Annotated in this window: 21 protein-coding genes and 4 pseudogenes; 8 read left to right on the top strand and 17 right to left on the bottom strand. The window is 70.3% G+C overall.

Annotated features, from left to right (window positions below):
* Positions 1–173: 173 nt before the first annotated feature.
* Entirely contained in the window at positions 174–692 is a 519-nt protein-coding gene (locus ACZ7EG_RS35475; RefSeq protein WP_471088243.1) for a hypothetical protein, read from the top strand.
* 21 nt (positions 693–713) lie between these two features.
* On the opposite strand, the gene ACZ7EG_RS35470 is transcribed toward ACZ7EG_RS35475, so the two are convergent.
* Positions 714–1,421, bottom strand: a complete 708-nt coding sequence (locus tag ACZ7EG_RS35470; RefSeq protein WP_471088241.1) for a 2-phosphosulfolactate phosphatase — start codon at positions 1,419–1,421, stop codon at positions 714–716.
* Between the two features lie 154 nt (positions 1,422–1,575).
* Here ACZ7EG_RS35470 and ACZ7EG_RS35465 point away from each other — a divergent pair.
* The 5 genes and pseudogenes from ACZ7EG_RS35465 to ACZ7EG_RS35445 all read left to right on the top strand — a co-directional run.
* A pseudogene (locus ACZ7EG_RS35465) lies at positions 1,576–1,830 on the top strand (alcohol dehydrogenase catalytic domain-containing protein); the annotation flags it as partial.
* 17 nt (positions 1,831–1,847) lie between these two features.
* Positions 1,848–1,991: pseudogene (locus tag ACZ7EG_RS35460) on the top strand (cation:dicarboxylate symporter family transporter); the annotation flags it as partial.
* Between the two features lie 209 nt (positions 1,992–2,200).
* A pseudogene (locus tag ACZ7EG_RS35455) lies at positions 2,201–2,317 on the top strand (MarR family transcriptional regulator); the annotation flags it as partial.
* 328 nt (positions 2,318–2,645) lie between these two features.
* A complete protein-coding gene (locus ACZ7EG_RS35450; protein ID WP_471088429.1) occupies positions 2,646–2,840 on the top strand; it encodes a hypothetical protein in 195 nt (64 codons plus the stop codon).
* Between the two features lie 107 nt (positions 2,841–2,947).
* Positions 2,948–4,771: a thiamine pyrophosphate-requiring protein gene (locus tag ACZ7EG_RS35445; protein ID WP_471088415.1), complete on the top strand. Its 1,824-nt coding sequence runs from the start codon at positions 2,948–2,950 to the stop codon at positions 4,769–4,771.
* A 52-nt stretch (positions 4,772–4,823) separates the two neighbouring features.
* On the opposite strand, the gene ACZ7EG_RS35440 is transcribed toward ACZ7EG_RS35445, so the two are convergent.
* From ACZ7EG_RS35440 to ACZ7EG_RS35385, 12 genes and pseudogenes are all read right to left on the bottom strand, one after another.
* The gene (locus ACZ7EG_RS35440; RefSeq protein ID WP_471088239.1) at positions 4,824–5,018 is read right to left on the bottom strand and encodes a hypothetical protein; all 195 of its coding nucleotides are present in this window, start codon (positions 5,016–5,018) and stop codon (positions 4,824–4,826) included.
* A gap of 133 nt (positions 5,019–5,151) precedes the next feature.
* Positions 5,152–5,721, bottom strand: a complete 570-nt coding sequence (locus ACZ7EG_RS35435; protein WP_471088237.1) for a dihydrofolate reductase family protein — start codon at positions 5,719–5,721, stop codon at positions 5,152–5,154.
* 184 nt (positions 5,722–5,905) lie between these two features.
* The gene (locus ACZ7EG_RS35430; protein WP_471088235.1) at positions 5,906–6,373 is read right to left on the bottom strand and encodes an SHOCT domain-containing protein; all 468 of its coding nucleotides are present in this window, start codon (positions 6,371–6,373) and stop codon (positions 5,906–5,908) included.
* Entirely contained in the window at positions 6,370–6,615 is a 246-nt protein-coding gene (locus tag ACZ7EG_RS35425; protein ID WP_471088233.1) for a hypothetical protein, read from the bottom strand. The genes ACZ7EG_RS35430 and ACZ7EG_RS35425 overlap by 4 nt, the downstream gene beginning before the upstream one ends.
* Before the next feature lie 174 nt (positions 6,616–6,789).
* Complete coding sequence (locus ACZ7EG_RS35420; RefSeq protein WP_471088231.1) at positions 6,790–7,452, bottom strand: HdeD family acid-resistance protein; 663 nt, start codon at positions 7,450–7,452, stop codon at positions 6,790–6,792.
* Positions 7,453–7,778: 326 nt separating this feature from the next.
* Complete coding sequence (locus ACZ7EG_RS35415; RefSeq protein WP_053669428.1) at positions 7,779–7,976, bottom strand: hypothetical protein; 198 nt, start codon at positions 7,974–7,976, stop codon at positions 7,779–7,781.
* A gap of 121 nt (positions 7,977–8,097) precedes the next feature.
* Positions 8,098–8,610: a hypothetical protein gene (locus ACZ7EG_RS35410; protein WP_471088229.1), complete on the bottom strand. Its 513-nt coding sequence runs from the start codon at positions 8,608–8,610 to the stop codon at positions 8,098–8,100.
* Positions 8,611–8,691: 81 nt separating this feature from the next.
* Positions 8,692–9,254, bottom strand: a pseudogene (locus tag ACZ7EG_RS35405) (MFS transporter); the annotation flags it as partial.
* Between the two features lie 158 nt (positions 9,255–9,412).
* Complete coding sequence (locus tag ACZ7EG_RS35400) at positions 9,413–12,106, bottom strand: winged helix-turn-helix domain-containing protein (protein WP_471088227.1); 2,694 nt, start codon at positions 12,104–12,106, stop codon at positions 9,413–9,415.
* Positions 12,107–12,270: 164 nt separating this feature from the next.
* Positions 12,271–12,762 (bottom strand): DUF7144 family membrane protein, encoded by a 492-nt coding sequence (locus ACZ7EG_RS35395; protein WP_471088225.1) that lies wholly within the window; start codon positions 12,760–12,762, stop codon positions 12,271–12,273.
* A 176-nt stretch (positions 12,763–12,938) separates the two neighbouring features.
* Positions 12,939–13,103: a hypothetical protein gene (locus ACZ7EG_RS35390; RefSeq protein WP_471088223.1), complete on the bottom strand. Its 165-nt coding sequence runs from the start codon at positions 13,101–13,103 to the stop codon at positions 12,939–12,941.
* 20 nt (positions 13,104–13,123) lie between these two features.
* A complete protein-coding gene (locus tag ACZ7EG_RS35385; RefSeq protein WP_471088221.1) occupies positions 13,124–13,546 on the bottom strand; it encodes a DUF350 domain-containing protein in 423 nt (140 codons plus the stop codon).
* 331 nt (positions 13,547–13,877) lie between these two features.
* On the opposite strand from ACZ7EG_RS35385, the gene ACZ7EG_RS35380 reads away from it, so the two are divergent.
* Complete coding sequence (locus ACZ7EG_RS35380) at positions 13,878–14,945, top strand: enoyl-CoA hydratase/isomerase family protein (RefSeq protein WP_471088219.1); 1,068 nt, start codon at positions 13,878–13,880, stop codon at positions 14,943–14,945.
* A 148-nt stretch (positions 14,946–15,093) separates the two neighbouring features.
* Here the strand turns inward: ACZ7EG_RS35380 and ACZ7EG_RS35375 are convergent, their stop codons facing one another.
* A complete protein-coding gene (locus ACZ7EG_RS35375; protein WP_471088217.1) occupies positions 15,094–16,134 on the bottom strand; it encodes a vWA domain-containing protein in 1,041 nt (346 codons plus the stop codon).
* A 93-nt stretch (positions 16,135–16,227) separates the two neighbouring features.
* Complete coding sequence (locus ACZ7EG_RS35370; RefSeq protein ID WP_471088215.1) at positions 16,228–16,767, bottom strand: phenolic acid decarboxylase; 540 nt, start codon at positions 16,765–16,767, stop codon at positions 16,228–16,230.
* Between the two features lie 95 nt (positions 16,768–16,862).
* On the opposite strand from ACZ7EG_RS35370, the gene ACZ7EG_RS35365 reads away from it, so the two are divergent.
* Positions 16,863–17,315 (top strand): MarR family winged helix-turn-helix transcriptional regulator, encoded by a 453-nt coding sequence (locus ACZ7EG_RS35365; RefSeq protein WP_471088213.1) that lies wholly within the window; start codon positions 16,863–16,865, stop codon positions 17,313–17,315.
* 223 nt (positions 17,316–17,538) lie between these two features.
* On the opposite strand, the gene ACZ7EG_RS35360 is transcribed toward ACZ7EG_RS35365, so the two are convergent.
* A complete protein-coding gene (locus ACZ7EG_RS35360) occupies positions 17,539–17,814 on the bottom strand; it encodes an SHOCT domain-containing protein (RefSeq protein WP_471088211.1) in 276 nt (91 codons plus the stop codon).
* A 39-nt stretch (positions 17,815–17,853) separates the two neighbouring features.
* Positions 17,854–18,297, bottom strand: a complete 444-nt coding sequence (locus tag ACZ7EG_RS35355; protein WP_471088413.1) for a DUF6325 family protein — start codon at positions 18,295–18,297, stop codon at positions 17,854–17,856.
* Positions 18,298–19,019: the final 722 nt, after the last annotated feature.

The raw sequence follows: 19,019 nt of genomic DNA, 5'->3' as shown, positions 1-19,019 counted from the left end.
ACCCGCACGTACGTAGGTCTCGGTCCTCCGAACCCACAGTACCCCCACCCCCCTCCCTCGGGGGGGGGGGCCCCGGCGTGGAAGCGCCGGGCCCGCACCCGCGGGAGGCATGCTGATGGTGACCGGCGTACGCGTATCGCGGCTGCGCAAGGACCACAGGTGAGAGGCATCAGGTGGTGGACGACCGTGGAGCGGATGTGCCGCCCGGTGTGGAGGCCGGTGCACTGGCCGACCGGCTGAAGGAACGAATCTACGCGACCATCACGATGATCGCCGTGGTGGTCGGTCTGTCCCTCGGTGAGGTGGGTGCCCTCGGTGCCGCCGCCACCGTCCTGACGACCGCGCTGGGCCTGTGGCTCGCCGCGCTCGTCGCCGACCAGCAGGCGCACCGCACCGTCCATCGCCGCTTCGCCACGGGCCATGAGCTGCGCCGCATGCTGTACGTCAGCAGCCCGCTCCTGTCGTGTGCCGTGGGTCCGGCCGCACTGATCGCTCTGGCCGCGCTGGACGTCCTCAGCCTGGACGCCGCGTTGCTGGCAGCGGCGGGAGTGGGCGTCGTATCCCTCTTCCTGTGGGGCTGCCTGGGCGGTCTGCGCATGGGAGGTGGTGTGGTGGCGGCGGTGGTGGCGGGGCTCCTGGACGCGGCGATCGGCGTGGCGGTCGCCCTGGTGAAGGCAGTCGCCGGGCACTGATCGGGCCAGGCCGCGTCCGGGTCAGGTCGAGAGCCCGTCGGCCGGCGAAGGCACGGCACACGGGCGGAGGATCATGAGCGAGTCCTCCAGGGCCGCCACCATGGCAAAGGGGAACCGGTCGAGCTCGAGGCAGAGCGCGACGTCATCGGGATGGACTCCTTGACGCACCCCCTGCGCCAGCTCGGCGGCAGCGCGCGAACGCCCGGCGCGGCGGAGGTACCCCGCTGCGTCCGTCCCCGCCTCGACGGCCCTCCGGGCGATGTACCGCGCGCACGCCAGATCCTCATCGGCCTGTCCACCCTCGCCCGTGACCACGAACGTGACTTCGTCACTGTCACCGGTGCGGGTCCGCAGGAGCCGAGCCGTCGCCTCCGCCACGACGAACCCGGCGCACAGCACCAGCGACGCCTCCTTGACCGCAAGGGCGCCGACCGTCCCGGCCGTGGTCTTCTGCACGACGGTGCGTCCGCCGAGGTCGAGTGAGCGCAGCAGGCCGGGCGAGTTGACGGTGTCGAACCCCGGAGCGGGCGGACCGTCCTTGAGCGCGACCCAGTCCGGGTGCCTGGCCTTGAGTGCCAGGGCTTCGTCCAGTGACTCGGCGAGAACGATCCGCTCCGCCCCCTGGCCGAAGGCCCATGCAGCAACCGTGAAAGCGCGCATGACGTCGACGACGACGGCCACGGACGGGGCTTCGGTCAGTTCGGCGATGCCGACGAAACGAGCTTTCACACGGCCATGATCGCGCATGACCGACCAGAAGCGCATAGAAGCGGTTCCCTGGAGCAGAGGCATTCCCCCCGGGCGTCCCCGGTCGTGAACCCCGGCAGCGCCCGCCTGCGGGCCCTCCAGGCCCAGCCCTTCGACGAACGTGAGGACACCCCCATTGCGCGGAGCAGTGATACACGCCCCCGGCGATGTGCGCATCGAGACCCTGGACGACCCGAAGATCCTGGCGCCGACCGATGCGATCATCCGCACGGCCCTCACCTGTGTGTGCGGCTCGGACCTGTGGCCCTACCGAGGCCTCGAGCCGACCGACCGGGCGCACCCGACGGGCCATGAGTACGTGGGCTTCGTGGAGGAGGTCGGAGCCGGCGTCACCGCGGTCAAGCCGGGCCAGTTCGTGGTCGGCTCGTACTGCCCGCCCTGCTCCTGATGGTGGGAGTGCTGGTGATCTTCTCCAAGGGCATGGCCGGCGTGGCATCCGCGTCCATCGTCGTCCTCATCGCCGCGGGCAACAGCATCGGACTGCCCGCCGAGGGCGTCGCCCTGCTCCTGGGAGTCGACTTCATCGTCGACATGGCCCGCACCGGTGTGAACGTCATCGGCAACTCCCTCGCCGCCGCGGTCGTCGACAGCTCCGAGAAAGCGGCGCGCGGCCAAGCGTGGCGGCCGCGGCACCCTCGACGCTCCGGCCGCGCCCGAGGCCACCGCTCCGCAGAAGGAAACCGTGCGGTGAGCATCCCCGCCCGCACCACCGAAGTCATAGGAATCCTGGCAGCGCAGCGACCCTTCCCCGGCTGCGCGCCCTCGTGGTGCTGGAGACATGCGGGCCCGTCAAGCTCGCCGCGATGGCCGCGACCCTGGGCGTCACCCCCTCGACCGCCCTGAGGATGGCCGGCCGGCCCGTGGGAGCGCGCCATGAAGCCGTTCCACCTCTCCGACCGGCGATGTGTCATCGCCCCCGAGGGCGAACCATTGCATAAAGCAATGGTCATGGGGTGGGGCTGGGTGGATGCGGCCGAAATGTTCCGCGAAAACCACCATTGCAGAGTGCAAGGGAGGGTACGCGGAGGCCCGAGATTCTCCGCGGTCCGGCGCCGTGGCGGAGGACACCCTCAGGACAGGATTCCGCCCGTACGAGGGGCACGCAAAAGGAACGGTTATCCCGATGACTCGTACATCGCGCACGGCACCCGCGGCTCGACCGGCGGGTCGCACGAGGCGGCCGACGTGGTGGAAGCGGAGGCCGCGCCGGAGACGCACTTCGGCTGTCCGGAGGACGACCACTCGTTCACACGCGCCGTGATGTGCTGCGTCGGCATCGGCAACTGCCGCAGCCGCCGAGGCGGCGTGATGTGCCCGTCGTACCGGGCCACGAAGGAGGAGGAACACTCCACGCAGTCACGGCGGGCGCCGCGGGCCTGACCACCGGAGCTGCCGCCATGGCTGCTCGCAGCGCGGCGCGACGCCTGCGCCGGGCCCCGCCCACACCCGACCACCGTCCGACACCTCCCACCGGAAAGGTCAGCACCATGTCGATGAAGGTCTCCGACCACCTCCTGCAGCGCCTGCGTGAATGGGAGGTGGAGCACGTCTTCGCCTACCCCGGAGACGGCATCAACGGACTGCTCGCGGCCTGGGGACGGGCCGACAACAAGCCCGAGTTCATCCAGGCCCGGCACGAGGAGATGGCCGCGTTCGAGGCCGTCGGCTACGCGAAGTTCTCCGGCCGGGTGGGGGTGTGCGCCGCCACCTCAGGGCCCGGCGCCATCCACCTCCTCAACGGCCTGTACGACGCCAAGCTCGACCACGTGCCCGTCGTCGCGATCGTGGGACAGACGAACCGCAGCGCGATGGGTGGCTCCTACCAGCAGGAGGTCGACCTGCTGAGCCTCTACAAGGACGTCGCCTCCGACTTCTGCGAGATGGTCACCGTCCCGGAGCAACTTCCCAACGTGCTCGACCGGGCCATGCGCACCGCCATGGCGCGCCGTTCGGTGACGGCCGTCATCATCCCGGCCGACGTGCAGGAACTCGACTACTCCGCCCCGGGGCACGCCTTCAAGATGGTGCCCTCCAGCCTGGGCATGTCCCACTACGCCCCGGTGCCCGCGGAATCCGACATCGAGCGTGCCGCCGAGGTGCTGAACGCCGGTGAGAAGGTCGCCCTGCTCATCGGCCAGGGCGCTCGCGGGGCCCGCCAGGAGGTCATGGAGGTCGCCGACCGGCTGGGCGCCGGAGTGGCCAAGGCGCTCCTCGGCAAGGACGCGCTCGACGACGACCTCCCCTATGTCACCGGCGCGATCGGCCTGCTCGGCACGCGCCCGTCGTACGAGCTGATGCAGGACTGCGACACCCTGCTGGTCATCGGATCCAGCTTTCCCTACACGCAGTTCATGCCCGAGTTCGGTCAGGCGCGGGCCGTCCAGATCGACATCGACCCGCACATGGTCGGCCTGCGCTACCCGTTCGAGGTGAACCTCGTCGGTGACGCCCGCGCGACCCTGCAGCGGCTGCTGCCGCGCCTGCGGCCGGCCGAGCACGACGGCTGGCGCAAGAAGATCGAGAAGGACACCGCCCGTTGGTGGGAGGTCATGGAACGGCGCGCCGCGGTGGACGCCGACCCGATCAACCCCGAGTACGTGGCCCACACGCTGAACGGCCTGCTGCCCGACAACGTCATCCTGGCCGCCGACTCCGGCTCCGCCGCCAACTGGTACGCGCGCCACCTGCGGTTGCGCGGCAGCATGCGCGGCTCGCTCTCCGGCACGCTCGCCACGATGGGCCCCGGCGTCCCCTACGTGATCGGGGCGAAGTTCGCGCACGGAGACCGCCCCGCCATCGCGCTCGTGGGCGACGGGGCGATGCAGATGAACGGACTCGCCGAGCTGATCACGATCGCCAAGTACTGGCAGCAGTGGGAAGACCCCCGTCTGGTCGTGGCCGTGCTCAACAACCAGGACCTCAACCAGGTCACCTGGGAGATGCGCGCCATGTCCGGCGCTCCCCAGTTCCTTCCCTCACAGTCCCTGCCCGACGTCGCCTACGCCGACTTCGCCCGCTCGGTCGGGCTGAACGGGATGCGGGTGGAGAAGCCGCAGGACGTCCAGAGCGCGTGGGAGGCGGCGCTGGCATCCGACCGGCCCTTCGTGCTGGACTTCCGCACCGACCCGGCCGTGCCGCCCATCCCGCCGCACGCGTCGCTCGACCAGATCGAGGCCGCGGCGGCGTCCGTGCTCAAGGGCGACAGCGATCGCACCGCGATGGTCCGTCAGGGCTTCAAGGCCAAGGTCCAGGAGATGCTGCCCGGCAGCCGGCACCGCGAGGACAGGCCCGGTGCGGGTGAGGACCGGTGACGGACGCGGCGGTGGCGGAACGGCCCCACACCGCCGTCGAGGCCCGGGCATCTCACACCTGGCCGCGCTGGTCGACGAGCCGGCCGAACGAGGTCATGCACGACGGGCAATGGCGATCCGTCTCCACCGGCTTCGCCGCGCCCGGTTCGAGTGGCAGGCCGCAGAGGGCGACGGTGCCGTGTTTGGCCTTCACGTGCCAGACGAAGGTCGTGCCGGGCTCGTCGAGGCCGGGGCACATCTCGTACATGCTTCCCCCATGGGACGGACGACTCTCCGACCAGGACATCGCATGTGCGGCTGCGGCACAGCGCGGAGGCGGCTGTTCGGGTGAACGGATCGGCTTCCACGGGGACGGGGGCGGGCGGTTCCGTCAGCGATCGTCAGTCCTGGCGCACCACGCGGTGGCGGTGGTAGACGACTCTCGAACCGAAGGTGCGGGACTCGACGAGTTCGAGATCGACCCTGCGTTCGCGCTGCGGGAAGAACGGGATGCCTCCGCCGAGCAGCACCGGGTAGACCATGGTCCGGTACTCGTCGATCAGATCCGACGCCGCCGCCTCGGCGGCGAGTGTCGCGCCGCCGATCGCGATGTCACCCTCCGCCGGCTCGGCCCGCAACCGTTCGATCTCCCCCGCCAGACCCCCGGACGCCAGGCGGGCGTTGCCCTGCACCGCCGACAGTGTCGTGGAGAACACCACCTTCGGCAGGGGGTTCCACAGCGCGGCCCACTCGCGCTCCGGGTCACCGAGCGAAGGATCCCGGTCGGCGGTCTCCCAGTACAGCATCGTCTCGTACAGCCGTCGCCCCAGCAGGTGGACGCCGACCTCTCGGATCTCGTCGATCCAGAAGCGGAAGACCTCCTCGTCGGGCACCGTCCAGTCGAAGCCGCCGTCCGGCCCGACGATGTAGCCGTCGAGTGAGACACTCATCGAATAGGTCACGCTGCGCATCGGCAGTCCTCCTCGGTCACGGGGTTCGACCGTACGACGTCCCGCTGTGCTGCCGCGGTGTCGTGCGCGTGGCGCGTGTTCCTCGCGACCACCCCGGAAGGCCGAGGAGCCCCCGCCTCGTCAGCCTACGATCTGTCGGCGACCGTCGTACCGGCTGCTGCCGCCGGATTGCCCCGTGCCGGCATCAACGACCGGACGCGGGCGGGGTGAACCCCGACCGCCCGGCCGGGGCATGTCCCGTCAGGACGAGTTCCTTCGCCCTGCGGTACTCATCGTCCGTGATGGCCCCGCTGTCCCGGATCTCGGACAGCCTGGCGAGTTCGTCGACGCTGCTGGGCCGTTCCTCGGTGCCCGCGGCCTGCCTGATGCGGGCGTCCAAGGCCTCCTGCTGTGCTCGGGCCTGTGCCATCTCACGGCGGCCCATGTTCTTGCCGCGGGCGATCACGTAGACGAACACGCCGAGGAAGGGCAGCAGGACGGTGAGTACCAGCCAGCCGGCCTTCGCCCAGCCGCTCAGGTCGTCGTCACGGAAGATGTCGACCACCACACGGAAGAGCAGGATGAACCACATGATCCACAGGAAGAACAGGAGCATGCTCCAGAAGACGCTCAGCAGGGGGTAGTCATAGGCCAGATACGTCTGCGCGCTCACTTCTCTCCTCCGTCTCGACGCCCGCCGGGCCACCGGTGGGTGCTGGATTCAGCCTGGTCCGCGGAGACACGATCGGCCTCACCCGGCGCGGGTGAGTGTGCGGCAGCCCGGTACCACGCGGTGGAGGCGACGTACTCACCGAGCGCCAGGCCCGACACGGCCACGAGGAAGACGGCGATGAGCCAGGAGAGGAAGGTGAATACGGGACCCAGGGGACCGAACTCCTCCAGGCTGCGCTCCATCGCTGCGGGCACCAGCAACCGAGCGGCCGGACTCGACAGGACCGTACCGGCGCAGGCCGGCACCGCCCCCGGCAGCAGGCCCCGCCAGCGGTGCGCTGTGGTCGTCGCCGCTCGGGATGGCGGAGGTGGGCGTCGCCCGGGCCCCGGCGGCTGCGTCGCGACCGCTGGGGTGTCTCAGGCACCCTCGGAGGGTGCGTGCCGCCCCGCCGTGTGCGTCTTTCGGAGCGCGGCCCGCCACGCCAGAGCAACCGCCGTCTCGGCCAGGCCGAGCAGCACCAGCCACAGGCCGAGCAGCCGGGTCAGGGCACGGGCCGACTCCGTGGGCAGGGCGAGCACCACGATCCCCGCGACGATGCCCAGCATCGCGGCAGCCAGGACGACGCCGCGATGCGGCAGATCCTCGGTCACAGCGGCCGTGTAGAGGGTGAGGATCCCGGACACCAGCCAGACGAGGCCTGTGACCAGCGAGAGCACGGTGATCGTCTGCAGCGGGTCGCGCAGGCACAGCACTCCGGCCAGGACGTACACGACCGCCAGGAGCAGCCCCGGCAGCCGTTCGCCGTGCTCCTCCCGGCCGAAGACGGCCACCAACCGGAACGCCCCGTTCACCAGCAGGTACAGCCCGACGAGAACGGCCAGGACGTGCAGGGTCGCCTCCGGCCAGACCAGGATCAACACGCCCGGCACCAAGGTCGCGACGGCCGAGCCCATGAGCCAGGTCCACGAACGGCCCAGCCGAGCCAGCCCGTACGCGGTGTCGGCCGCCGGAGGGAGGGCCGCTCCGTCGGACCGGCGTTCCTGCCCGGGGAGCGGCGTCGGACCACGCGACATCGTCATGGCTCCTCCTCGCGTGATCGATCGGTCCTTCCGGGACCGCCACGGGTGCGGTGCCGCAGGAGTGCGGCCGGACCTGTGCGCAGCCTTCCCGCCTCCAGAATCCCGCCCGCCGCCCCGTGGCGGGGTCACCCGTCAAGGGTGATCTGCCGATGCCGCTGTGGCGCCGGAACGCCCGTCGCGTTGCCCCGCGAGCGCGGTGGCCGGCGCCGGCTTCTCGAGCGGGTCGGCCCGCCATCAGGATGACGGAGTGTCAGTCGCAGGGTATGGCGGCTGAGTTGACGCCGGACGCACATCGGGGAGCTGACGAGGCACGCGGGCCGGTCAGGTCATTCCGGCACCGGCCGCATCTCCACGACACGCAGCCCCAGCGACTGGCAGCGCGCCAGCAGCCCGTACAGATGCGCTTCGTCCACGACGTGGCCGAACAGGACGGTCTGGCCGGCCATCACCACATGGCCCAGCTCCGGAAAGGCTTTCGCCAGCGTTTCCGACAGGTGTCCCTCGACGCGGATCTCATAGCGCACGAGCTTGTCCTCCCACGGTTGCCCGGGACAGGCGGACGGCGCCCTTTCCCCCATCGTGCGCCTCCGTCCGGGCTCGGACCTCACCCGAAGCAGGTGACCCCGCCGAGTGCCGGACGCCGGATCAGTGCTTCAGCACGATCTTGAAAGCGATGATGAGCAGGCCGAGCAACAGGTTGACCGACGCGGTGACGGCCATGAGCCGTGGCGAGGCTCCGGCACGGCGGGCCGCGGCCACGGACCAGCCGATCTGGCCGACCACGGCGACGCACAGGGCCAGCCACAGGGCACCTCTGACGTCCAGCCCCAGGAGCGGACTGACCGCCACCGCGGCGGCCGGCGGGACCGCCGCCTTGACGATGGGCCACTCGTCACGGCACACGTGCAGTACGAGACGGCGGTCCGGAGCGTGCTGTGCCAGGCGGGCCCCGAACAACTGGGCGTGCACGTGCGCGATCCAGAACACCACTCCGGTGAGGAGCAGCAGCGCCACCAGCTCGGTCCGGGGGAACCGGCCCAGGGAGCCGGCGCCGATCACCACGGAGGACGCCAGCATGGAACCGTAGACGCCGCCGGTGTAGTCCGCGCCGGCCCTGCGCTTGCCGCGGCCGGCCGGGGCGGTTGAGGTCCTGGACATGAGCGGCTCCCTGCGGACTCAGCGGGTCGATCCCGTTTCCGCGGACGTGGCGTCGGCCTCCTGCTCGCGCCGACGACTCCCGCGGGCGGCCGGCAGGTGCGGTGTGACGAGGAAACTGGCCAGAGACAGCACCGCCACGACGACCAAGACCTCGCCGGCGAAGACCAGCCGCCAGGTCGGATACGTGGTCACCCAACCGCCCGGCAGCGGGCCGACCGCGATCCCCGCGCCGGCGAGCCCGCCGATGACCGCGTAGGCGATGGCCCGCTCGCGCCCTCGGTACGACTCCGCGACGAGGGCCGCCATGGCCCGCAACATCATGGCGCCGCGCCCTTCGATGACGGACCACCCCAGCATGAGCACCCACAGAGCGGGTGCCACAGATGAGAGACCCGACCCGACGTTGTGGACGCCATCCCGAGCCAGAACATGCGGCGACGCCCCACGATGTCCCCGAACCTGCCGCCAATGATCATGAAAGCGGCCATCACCAGCGCGTACAGGGTGATGACCGCCTCAATGGCGGTGACCTCCGTGTCGAAGTCCTCGACCGGCTGACTCATGGACACGTTCATCACGGAGGTGTCCAGGACCATCAGGAACTGGGCCGCACTCAGGACGATCAGAGCCCGCCAGCGCTTCACGATGTCACCTCGCCGAGTCGGTCCGGTACGCCGGCGCAGTGCCCGGCCTGCGCCGGCGTAGGACGCCGACTGCCTTCATGGCACCCGATGTACGCGCCGCGCGCCTCACCCGCGAAGGGGGAGTACGGGGCTTGCGGCGCAGGTGACGCGGCGCGAACTCAGAGCATCCGGAGGTCGCGGGCGCGACGCACCGCTTCGCCGCGCCGGTTCACCGCCAGTTTCCGGTAGACGCTCTTCAGGTGGGTCTTCACCGTGTTCACCGAGAGGCAGAGGTCGGCGGCGATCTCCTGCGTCGACATCATCCGGGCCACCCGGTCCAGTACGTCGTGCTCGCGCGGGCTCAGCTCCACCGCGACCAGCGGTGCGGGCGGCGACTGCGGTCGGGTCCGCTCGCCGTGCGGCTCCGGGGCGGGGGTCAGCCAGCCCGCCGCCAGATCGCGCAGCGGAGCCGTGGCCAGGAGGGGCCGGAGCCAGGCTCCGGCGTCCAGGAACGGACGCCGCAGCCGCTCACGCCGGGCGTCGAGCAGCGCCTGTGCCACGAGCTTGCGGGCGGTGGCTCCGTCCCCGGCCGTGTCGGCGGCCCGGGCCCTCACCAGCGCTGCCCTCACCGTGACCGCCGGGCCGGTGCGTCCCTGGGAGTGGACGCTGTCGAGCAGGTCGAAGGCTGCCGTGGGACGTCGTGCCGCGAGCTGGATCGCCGCGGCCTCCACAGCGCACACGGGCTCGTCACCGGAGACGGCCCGCAGTACCTCGGCGGCCTCGTCCGGGCGTCCCTCGGCCAGGTGGGCGGCCGAGGTGACGAGCGCTTCGTGGCTCATCGCCCACGGGGAAGCCACGGCGGCGGGGACGGCGGGGTCCGCCGCCTCGACAGCGGCTCGCACCTCTCCTCTGGCCATCAGGAGGCGTGCCGCGGCGAGGGCCCGCCCCGCCGCCATCACCGGGTCAGGCGTTCCGGAGAGCTCGGCCGCCTCGTCGATGAGGGCTTGTGCCCGGCCCAGCTCATTGCGATCCACCGCCACGGCGGCCAGGACCAGCCTTCCGATTCCGGACCCGGACGGCTGGGGAGCACCGGGTCGGTCCACCTCGGACACCGCGGCCAGTGCCTTGCGCTCCGCCCGGCCGGGCCAGCCGTTCATGTAGTCGAGCAGGGCGAGGTGCCCCATCGCCTCCTCCCGGGGCAGCGCGGTGGAGGTGCCACCGGGAGCGCCGGCCACGGTGGTCAGGACGGCGCGTGCCTCCTCGTAGCGCCCGGCCCACAGGAGCGTCGAGCCCACATGGGCCATCAGGAGGGCGGTGAGTTCGGGATGCTTGTCCAGCAGGTGAACCGGAACTTCCTGTTGTAGTTCCGCGGCGGATTCGGCGGCCTTCTCCACGTCCGGGGGGCAACCGGTCAGCCGGGCGGCCAGGGCCTCCAGCAGCGCGCAGCTCAGCCGGGCGGCCGCCGCGCCGTGGACGTCGTCGGCAAGCTGCTCCTCGGCGCGGCGCAGGCTGGCCAGGCCGTGATCGAGGTCGTGCCGGGACAGGTCGTGGGCGGCGCGCACGAGATGGGTGGCCGGGCTCCTCGCTTCGGGCCCCATGTGGGAGAACAACCGAGCCAGGTTGTCCGAGCTCGGGCCGGTGAAGAGCAGCCCGATCGCGAGATCGTCCACGAGGGCGGCAGCGGTGAGGTCCCAGTCGCCCGCGGCGGCGCTGTGGGCGAGTGTCTCCGGCAGGAACCCGTGACGGCGCAGCCACTGCGCGGCCCGTCGGTGCAGTTCCGGCTCCAGCCCGGGCCGGTGAACGCGCAGGTGGGTGCGCAGTATCTCCCCGAACAAGGGGTGGAGCTGGTACCACGAGTGCCCGAGACGCTCGACGAACGCGTTATCACGGTGAAGCCCGGCGAGGATGGGATCCGCATCGATGCGGTCGGTCAGCGCGTTGGCCAGGTCGGGACAGAAACGCTCCAGGACGCTGACGCGCAGCAGCAGGTCCTGTGTCTCCGGTGTCTGCCTCTTGAGGACCTCGGCCAGCAGGAAGTCCGCGACCGTGCTGCGGTCCGCCTCGAACTCCTTCAGATAGAGCTCGGGGTCGGAACTCTCCCGGGCGGCCAAGGCGGACAGGCTCAGGCCGGCGGCCCAGCCCCGGGTGCGGTCCACCAGGTTCCGCGCCGCCTGGACCGGGAGGCTCAGACCGTGCAGCTCCAGCAGTGCGGTGGCCTCTTCCGGCGTGAAGGCCAGTTCGGCGGAGCGGATCTCCGTCAGTTCCCCGGCAGCCCGGTAGCGGTGCAGCGGGAGCAGTGGTTCGTTGCGCGTGACGAGAACGAGGCGCAGACCCCGGCCGGCGTGGTGCAGGACGAACTCCAGCTGCTCGGCGACCTCAGCGTCGGTCACACGGTCGTACTCGTCGAGCACGAGGACCACCGGCCGGTCTCGGTCGCTCAGCTCGCCGGCCAGTGCCGACAGCAGTCTGTGGTCCACGCCTGAGGCGTCCGCAGGTGTTCCGACCGCTCCGGACGCCGGTGCACCACCGGCGCGCAGGGCCTGCAGCACGTAGGCCCAGAAGACCCCGGGACGCCGGTCGCCCGCGTCGACGGTGAGCCATGCGACGGGGGGAGTCAGCCTGGAGGCCCAGTCCGCGGCCAGCAGCGTCTTGCCCGCTCCGGCGGGGCCGTTGAGGAGGGTCAACGGCTTCCTCAGAGCCTGGCCGAGGTGGTCGACGAGCCGCTGACGGCGCAGGAACGTGCGGGGCCTCGCGGGGAGCGCGAATCGCGTACGCAGAAACGGATCGCCCACGGGGTCGGTGTGCGACAGCGCCGGAACGAGGGGAACCGCCGGTCCTTGAACGTTGTCATGGATTTCCGCCACGGCGTTCATCACCCCTGTCGGTCAGGGCCACGTCATGGGCAGCGCTTCACCCTCAGCATCCCAGCCTTCCCGCTCAGGCGCACGACAGACCGCACGCACATCCCGCCGGCCTGCGCTTGCGGCGGCAGGCCGGCCGGATGGCGGGTGGCCCGGCGGAGTCGGTGCGAACCTCGTCAGCGGGGCGGGCGTGGAGCCGCCGAAGGACGGTAGGTGTCCTCGCGCTCGCGCCATGAGCCCTCCTCGGACGGGTCGAGGAGGTTGTCGCGCGGCACGACGCAGAGGGCCCAGATGATGAAGCCCGAGAGAGCGATCATCACGACCGACCACACCGGGTACTGCGGCAGGGAAAGGAAGTTGGCGATGATGACGAGACCGGCGATGGCCACGCCCAGGACGCGGGCCCACATCGCCGTCTTGAGCAGCCCCAGGCTGACGATCACGGCCAGGACGCCCAGAGCCAGGTGGATCCAGCCCCATCCGGTCAGGTCGAACTCGAAAACGTAGTTGCGGGTCGTCACGAAGATGTCGTCCTCGGCGATGGCCATGATGCCCCGGAAGATGTCGAGCAGGCCGACCAGGAAGAGCATCACAGCCGCGAAGGCGGTCAGGCCGGTGGCCCATTCGTCCTTCGCCCTGCGTGACGGTTGAGTGTGTGTCGCTGTCATCTTGCGCCTCGTTTGCGATGCTCATGGGGCCGGAAGAGGCAGGAGGACGCTCGCAGCTCCAGGCCCGCGCTCCGAACCGTTCGGTGTCCTCATCAGCGTGCCCACGGCACGGCACGGGCCGCCTCACCCGACGCGGGTGAGTGTGCGGCGGTCGCCCTCCCGTCGCACCTCGTTGCCTACGCCTCGTTACGAATCGCCACCCGGCGCTGCCGCCATGCGGAGGTCGCGTCGCGCAGGGTGGTGGTCTCGCGCAGGGTGGTGGTCTCGCGCAGGGTGGTGGTGCCGGGGTGCACCTCACCCGTTCCGAGGGGGCAGGTGTACCGGTCGTCGATGTACGACACCTTCAGGCCCAGCCGCTGGTTCAGGCGATGGACGCCGAAATGAGTGCGGAAACGGCGAGGTTGCAGGATGCCGTCACCCAGACCGCGGGATGTGGCTCCGCCTCGACCAGCGTCGCACCCAGGCGTCCCGGCGTGACCAGGTCCACCACCAGGAACGCCACCGCCATCATGACCAGCCCCAGCACCCCGAACGCCGCGGTCGAGACCAGCCCCTTGCCGAAGTCCTCGTACGTCGTCCAGATGGACGTGAACACGATGCCGCCGATACCGAGCAGCGCGGAGCTGAGGACGGTGGCGGCGTTGCGATTGCGCTCTTCCCAGATCTGCCGGCCGAGCTTTCCCGGCGTCAGCACGTCGATCAGGACGATGCCGAGGAGCAACAGAACCAGTCCCAGACCGCCGTATGCAGTGGCCCGGCCGAGTCCGTTGACGATGTCGCTCATGGGGGTGCCAACTCCGAAGCGTAGAGATCATGAGTGATCGCGGTCAAAGAGAGGCAAAATGTAGCGCACACATGCCGCCCGGTGAACGGCGCCCGGCGATCCGGGAGATCACCGGCGTGAGGAGCTCGTCCGGGTACGGCCGCGGAACCGGTACGGCCCCGCCCCGTCCACCCCGCCGACTCGTCCGGGTGGGTCATCAGGCACCGTAGGGTCCTCAGTCGCCAGGTGGTTCGGCACCGGCCACGGCGGCTGAAGTGCCCTCCACCCCAACGGGAAGGAACCGACAGGACATGCGCGTCAACGCGGCCCACCGCCCGGGGGAGGCGTTCCGGTGAGCGGAACCGGGGAACGGGAACCCGTCCTCTTCCACACCAGCGGGCGCGCCGCCCACATCACGCTCAACCGGCCTCGGGCCCTCAACGCACTCACACACACCATGGTCCGCCGCATCGACGAGGCGCTCCGCGCGTGGGAACGGGACCCCGCCGTGGGAACCGTCGTCATCACCGGCGCGGGGGAGCGAGGACTGTGTGCCGGCGGTGACATCCGTGCCATCCACGACGACGCCCGCGACGGCGACGGCAGCGCCTCGGCCGCGTTCTGGCGCGACGAGTACCGCCTCAACGCCCGCATCGCCCGCTACCCCAAGCCGTACGTCGCCGTGATGGACGGCATCGTGATGGGCGGCGGTGTCGGCGTCTCGGCGCACGGCAGCGTCCGTGTCGTCACCGAGCGGTCCCGGATCGCCATGCCGGAGACAGGCATCGGTTTCGTGCCGGACGTCGGGGGCACCCACCTGCTCGCCGCCGCTCCAGGCGAGTTGGGTACTCATCTGGCCCTGACGGGAGCCCAGGTAGGCGCCGCCGACGCGATGCTGTGCGGGCTCGCCGATCACTTCGTGCCGACGGCCTCGCTGGGGGACTTCCTCGACGCCTTGGCCGAGCTGCCCGCAGCGGAGGCCTTGGCCGGCTGTGCGCGGACACCCCCGCAGGGCGTCCTGGCCGCCCAGCGCGACTGGATCGACGCCGGCTACTGCGCCGACACCGTGGAGGAGATCGTGCATCGCCTGCTCGCACACGGTGACTCTGCCGCCAAGGACGCCGCGGAGACCCTGCTCGCCAGGTCGCCGACCGCCCTCAAGGTCACCCTCGCCTCTCTGCGCCGCGCACGGACCCTGGGCCCGCTGGAGCTGGTCCTGAACCAGGAGTACCGCGTGTCCTGCGCCGCCCTGGACACACCCGACCTCGTGGAGGGAATCCGCGCCCAGGTCGTCGACAAGGACCGCAGGCCGCGCTGGTCGCCGAAGACCCTGGCCGAGGTCACCGATGCCGACGTCGGGCGCTTCTTCACCCCGCTCGGCGAGCGTGAACTAGGTCTGTCGCCGGGACTCCTCCACTGAGGGAACGGGTCGGTCGAACTCCGGCGAATGGGGCCTCGGATGGCCTTCTTGGGAGGGGCGGACAGAAGCCGTGTGACGGGGCGCCGGGGGCGCAGAGACATCCTCTTGTCTCATGAGACCTCCGGCACCCCATCGGCTTCACGGGATGTCAGAGCATGAGCAGCAGCCGTGTGTTGGCCACGAGCTTCCGGTTGACGCTCGTGCTCTGCACGAAGATGGTGAAGTGGTCGTTGTGGTCGGGCTTGACGCGCACTTCCGTGTTGGGCAGCCCGAGCAGGGTGCGGGCCTGGGGGCCCGTGTACACGCGGTCGGTCTTCTTTTCCAGCACCGCGATCTGCTTACGCGCCTGGATCTTCTCCGACTTGCTCAGCTCGTAATACGCGCCACCGGTGGTGTAGGTGTGCCCGCATTCGATGACCCACTCCCGGATTCCCGCGTCGCGGGCCACCGGGATCAGCTGGTACTTCGACGGATCGGCCGGGGTGAGGCCGGCTGCCTTGATGGTGTCTTCGTTGACCGCTTCCGCGCCCGTGGAGAACACCGCACGTGATCCCCGGATGCCCTGGGTGCGGCCCATCATGAAGTTCTCGGTGGCCTGCCGGATGACCTGCCCGGCCTCCTCCAGGCCCTGCGTGCTGGTGGCGTCCCATATGGCGATGTTGTCCTTGGGGAAGCCGCACTGCATGGCCTCGCGCTTGCCCATCTGGTCGGGCACCAGCACGGCCAGCGTCCAGTTGTCCTGCTGGTTCCGGATCATCTCCGCCACGGACTGGACCAGTTGACGTGGATCCCTGGCGGGGGCGTCCGGGCAGCGGTGGCTCGCGTTCTCCTGTCCGTCGGTCAGGACGAACGTCAGGAAACTGTGGTCTCCGTACAGTTGGGCCGTCTGGGCCAGCTCGCTCTGCGACTTCAGCGCGGCTGCCAGGAGGGCCGTCATCCCACCGGTCCGGTACAGCTGCTTCAGCGACGGCATGCGCAGCACGTCCTTGTCGTAGATGACGCACTCCACCTTGTCGGCGAAGACGTACACCGTGACGCGGGTTTCCTGGTCCAGTTCCCTCGAACGGCGGGCGAGATAGGCGATCTGCTGGTCGGCGACTTCGACGACCTTGCGGCTCAGATGCGACATCGACGAGCTGGCATCCAGCACTAGAGCAACGTGGTTGATGTAGTTCTGGCTTTCGGACATCACAGCTCCCCCTCGTTCCGGCTTGGTGTTCCCACCTTCTCACCCACCACTGACAATCGATCTTGGGAGAACCGTGCGGGCGGGCCCGGGTGGTCAGCCGGTGCGGTCGGACCAGCCCGGCGGGAGGTCGCCGGGTGCCGTGGAGATGACGGTGTCGTCGTCCGCGCCGACGAACTCGAAGAGGGTGATCGCGGCGAACTCCGGGACCACGTGGATCGGATACGTCGGGCCTTCGTCGCGGAACCTGCGCATCTCGTCGAGGTGGTCGTTCTGGTAGAGGACGGTGCGCTCGCCGTGCTCCTCGACCCAGCGGGGGAAGAAGATCACGCCGTGCAGGCGGCGCTTGCCGGGCATGACGTTCACGCAGACCGACGTGCCGGTGGGCTCGTTCCATGACACCTTGTAGTGGTCGTCGTCCAGTCGGACCAGGTCGACCTGCTGGTCCTTGACCCATCGGCCGCCCACCATGCCGGAGTGGATCCGGTAGTCGATGGTGGTCGAGTTCTTCACGTACATCTCGTACTGCCAGCCGTTGGCATAGGTGTAGATGAAGCGGTGGCCGACGATGCCGGAGAGCTGCTGCGGGGGGACGGGGTCGTGGACGGTGGTCTCGTGTGCTTCGCGGCTGTCCATGAGAGGGGTCTCCTCGGTCGTTCATTACAGGGGCGCAGTCTATTTTGTCATAAAACTATTTTGCGGCAAAACAATACTCAGGGCAATATGAACCCATGGACACCGCGACTGATCTCGGCCGCCTCATCGGACCCCTCAGGCGAGCCGTGCTGCTGCGCACCCGCCGCGCGGAAGATCTGCCGAATCTTCCCGAAGCGCAGATCGAACTCCTGAGAGTCCTGTCCGAGGCCGGCCCCCTCGCGCCACGTGACGTCGCGTTCCGTCTACGCGTGGCCTCCTCGACGGTCAGCAATCTGGTCCGCACCATGACCGCGTCGGGTCTCGTCGAGCGCAGGCCGTCATCGACCGACCTGCGCACGGTCACCCTCGTGGCCTCCCCGCACGCTCTCGATCTGCTCGACCGCTACGACCGGGCGAGCACGGAGGAGCTGAGCCGCGCCCTGACCGCTCTCACGCCGGACAGCCGACGGGCCATCGAGGAGGCGCTGCCGGCGCTCAGGGAGTTGCAGGGAGCCCTGGAAGGGCCGGGCGACCGACCCCGGCGTTGAACGGGGAAACGCGAGAGGTGCGGCGGGCGGCAGGAAACGTCCTGGTCGGAAGGGCGCCGACGGGGGGAGGAATGAGGTCCGCATCTCGGGGTAAGCGATTGCCGCTGGACGGGAAGGGCTGCGACACCTGGGGAGGTCGGAGCGGCCCTTCCCTTCCTCCTGAACACCGGCGGTCTGCGGCGTCAGTCCTCAGGCCGCTTCCCTTTCCCGCGGCCAGCCCTGATCACGCCTGCAGCAGCCTGCGCTTCTGCTCCTCGAACTCCGCCTCGGTGAGCACGCCTTGAGTCCTGAGCTCACCGAGCTGCCTCAACTGTTCGATCTTGTCCGTCATGTCGGGGGCCGACGGTTCGGCGCCGGCCTGCGGCTGGGTGGAGTGCCCCCCGTATCCCTCCTGCGCTGCCCATCGCCCCTGCTGCCGCCGTGTCACGCGGTTCGACACGGCGGTCGCCGTCCCGGCGACGACGGCGGTTCGCGCGACCCCGCGAATCAGACCTGGCATGGCTGTTCCCTTCTGCTCGTCGGCGTTGTCGAACGCCGTTCAGCGAGCCGCTTCGGTCGCGTCGAGGGCCGCGACGACGGCATCGACCGGAATGCGCCCCGAGGCGACCAGCCTGGCCCCGCCACGGCGCAGCGCGGCGGCGAAGGGGGCGGCCCACAGGTTCTCGTAGAGCAGGATGCCCGCGGAGCAGCCGGGCTCCAGCGCGGTGGCGGCCTCCTCGATGTCGTCCTGGCCCAGCAGGCCCGACGAAGCGCCCTCGAAGACGGCCAGGTCGAGCCGGCCGTCACCGGTGAGGTCGGCGATCTCCATGCCGGTCACGGTTCCGTCGTCGTCCTTCCTGACGAACATCAGGTCCAGGATCCGGATCAGGCCGCGGTCCACGAGATCGACGAGGAGGGGGAAGCCCTCGCCGGTCATACGGTTGCCGGGGAACTCGACGACCAGGTAGTCGATGGGCCCCACGTCTCGGAGTTCCTCGCTCACGGCGTCACCTCTGGTTCTCACGGCTGTCTCCTACCGCCCCCGCCACCATTCCAGCACCGGGCTGTGGGCCTCGCACTCCGTGGGCGGGGCACCGGCACGGTTCGTTCAGGGGAGTACGGCGTAGCCGGCGAGGGCGACCGTGTCTTGGTCGGGGTGCGCGTGCCGCTGTGGTTTCTTGGGCATGACCAGCGGTGTTCGGCGATGATCATCGCGCCCCTGTCGACACCGATCATGGGCATCGCCCTCGGCTCGGTGCGACGCCGACGCACCGGCGGCCTCCGTGCTCGGCGGGCATGGTGATCTTCGCGGGCCTCAGCTACGGCGGAGCAGCCGGGACGGCGGCCGGCGGCCCCGCGCGCCGGGCGTACGCGGCCGTGGCGCTGCTCTTCGCCGCCGTGCTCGTCCCCCTGTCCGCGAACACCGCGCTCACGCTTCTGCTCGAGATCTGGGCGGGCCGCACGAAGACAGCGGCGCGGCAGTGTCCGGCCGACCGGCCGGACGCATCCGTCACCAGCGTCGACGCCGTCTCGCGGACCAGGCACATCCACCTCCGCCTGCCCGGTGACCTTCCCCCGGGTGCAGCCGCTGCTCGACCGGCTTCGGGGACGGATTCCCGATGGCGTGCCCATCGTCGTGGACGAGTCCCGTGGGAGGCGTGTCGATGTCGGACGAGCCGGCGACCGGACCGTCCCGCCGCAGGTCGATCTGCCCCGCCGTCCCAG

The sequence above is a fragment of the Streptomyces sp. NPDC037100 genome (genome assembly GCF_055606225.1).
This window is presented reverse-complemented; position numbering and strand designations above follow the sequence as displayed.

Coding starts and splice junctions, on each gene's coding strand:
- ACZ7EG_RS35370 (WP_471088215.1), bottom strand. CDS start 16,767: ATGGACAGCCGCGAAGCACACGAGACCACCGTCCACGACCCCGTCCCC.
- ACZ7EG_RS35425 (WP_471088233.1), bottom strand. CDS start 6,615: ATGGAGCGCAGCCTGGAGGAGTTCGGTCCCCTGGGTCCCGTATTCACC.
- ACZ7EG_RS35420 (WP_471088231.1), bottom strand. CDS start 7,452: ATGACGATGTCGCGTGGTCCGACGCCGCTCCCCGGGCAGGAACGCCGG.
- ACZ7EG_RS35400 (WP_471088227.1), bottom strand. CDS start 12,106: ATGAACGCCGTGGCGGAAATCCATGACAACGTTCAAGGACCGGCGGTT.
- ACZ7EG_RS35410 (WP_471088229.1), bottom strand. CDS start 8,610: ATGTCCAGGACCTCAACCGCCCCGGCCGGCCGCGGCAAGCGCAGGGCC.
- ACZ7EG_RS35435 (WP_471088237.1), bottom strand. CDS start 5,721: ATGCGCAGCGTGACCTATTCGATGAGTGTCTCACTCGACGGCTACATC.
- ACZ7EG_RS35440 (WP_471088239.1), bottom strand. CDS start 5,018: ATGTACGAGATGTGCCCCGGCCTCGACGAGCCCGGCACGACCTTCGTC.
- ACZ7EG_RS35360 (WP_471088211.1), bottom strand. CDS start 17,814: ATGCCAGGTCTGATTCGCGGGGTCGCGCGAACCGCCGTCGTCGCCGGG.
- ACZ7EG_RS35375 (WP_471088217.1), bottom strand. CDS start 16,134: ATGTCCGAAAGCCAGAACTACATCAACCACGTTGCTCTAGTGCTGGAT.
- ACZ7EG_RS35395 (WP_471088225.1), bottom strand. CDS start 12,762: ATGACAGCGACACACACTCAACCGTCACGCAGGGCGAAGGACGAATGG.
- ACZ7EG_RS35445 (WP_471088415.1), top strand. CDS start 2,948: ATGTCGATGAAGGTCTCCGACCACCTCCTGCAGCGCCTGCGTGAATGG.
- ACZ7EG_RS35385 (WP_471088221.1), bottom strand. CDS start 13,546: ATGAGCGACATCGTCAACGGACTCGGCCGGGCCACTGCATACGGCGGT.
- ACZ7EG_RS35365 (WP_471088213.1), top strand. CDS start 16,863: ATGGACACCGCGACTGATCTCGGCCGCCTCATCGGACCCCTCAGGCGA.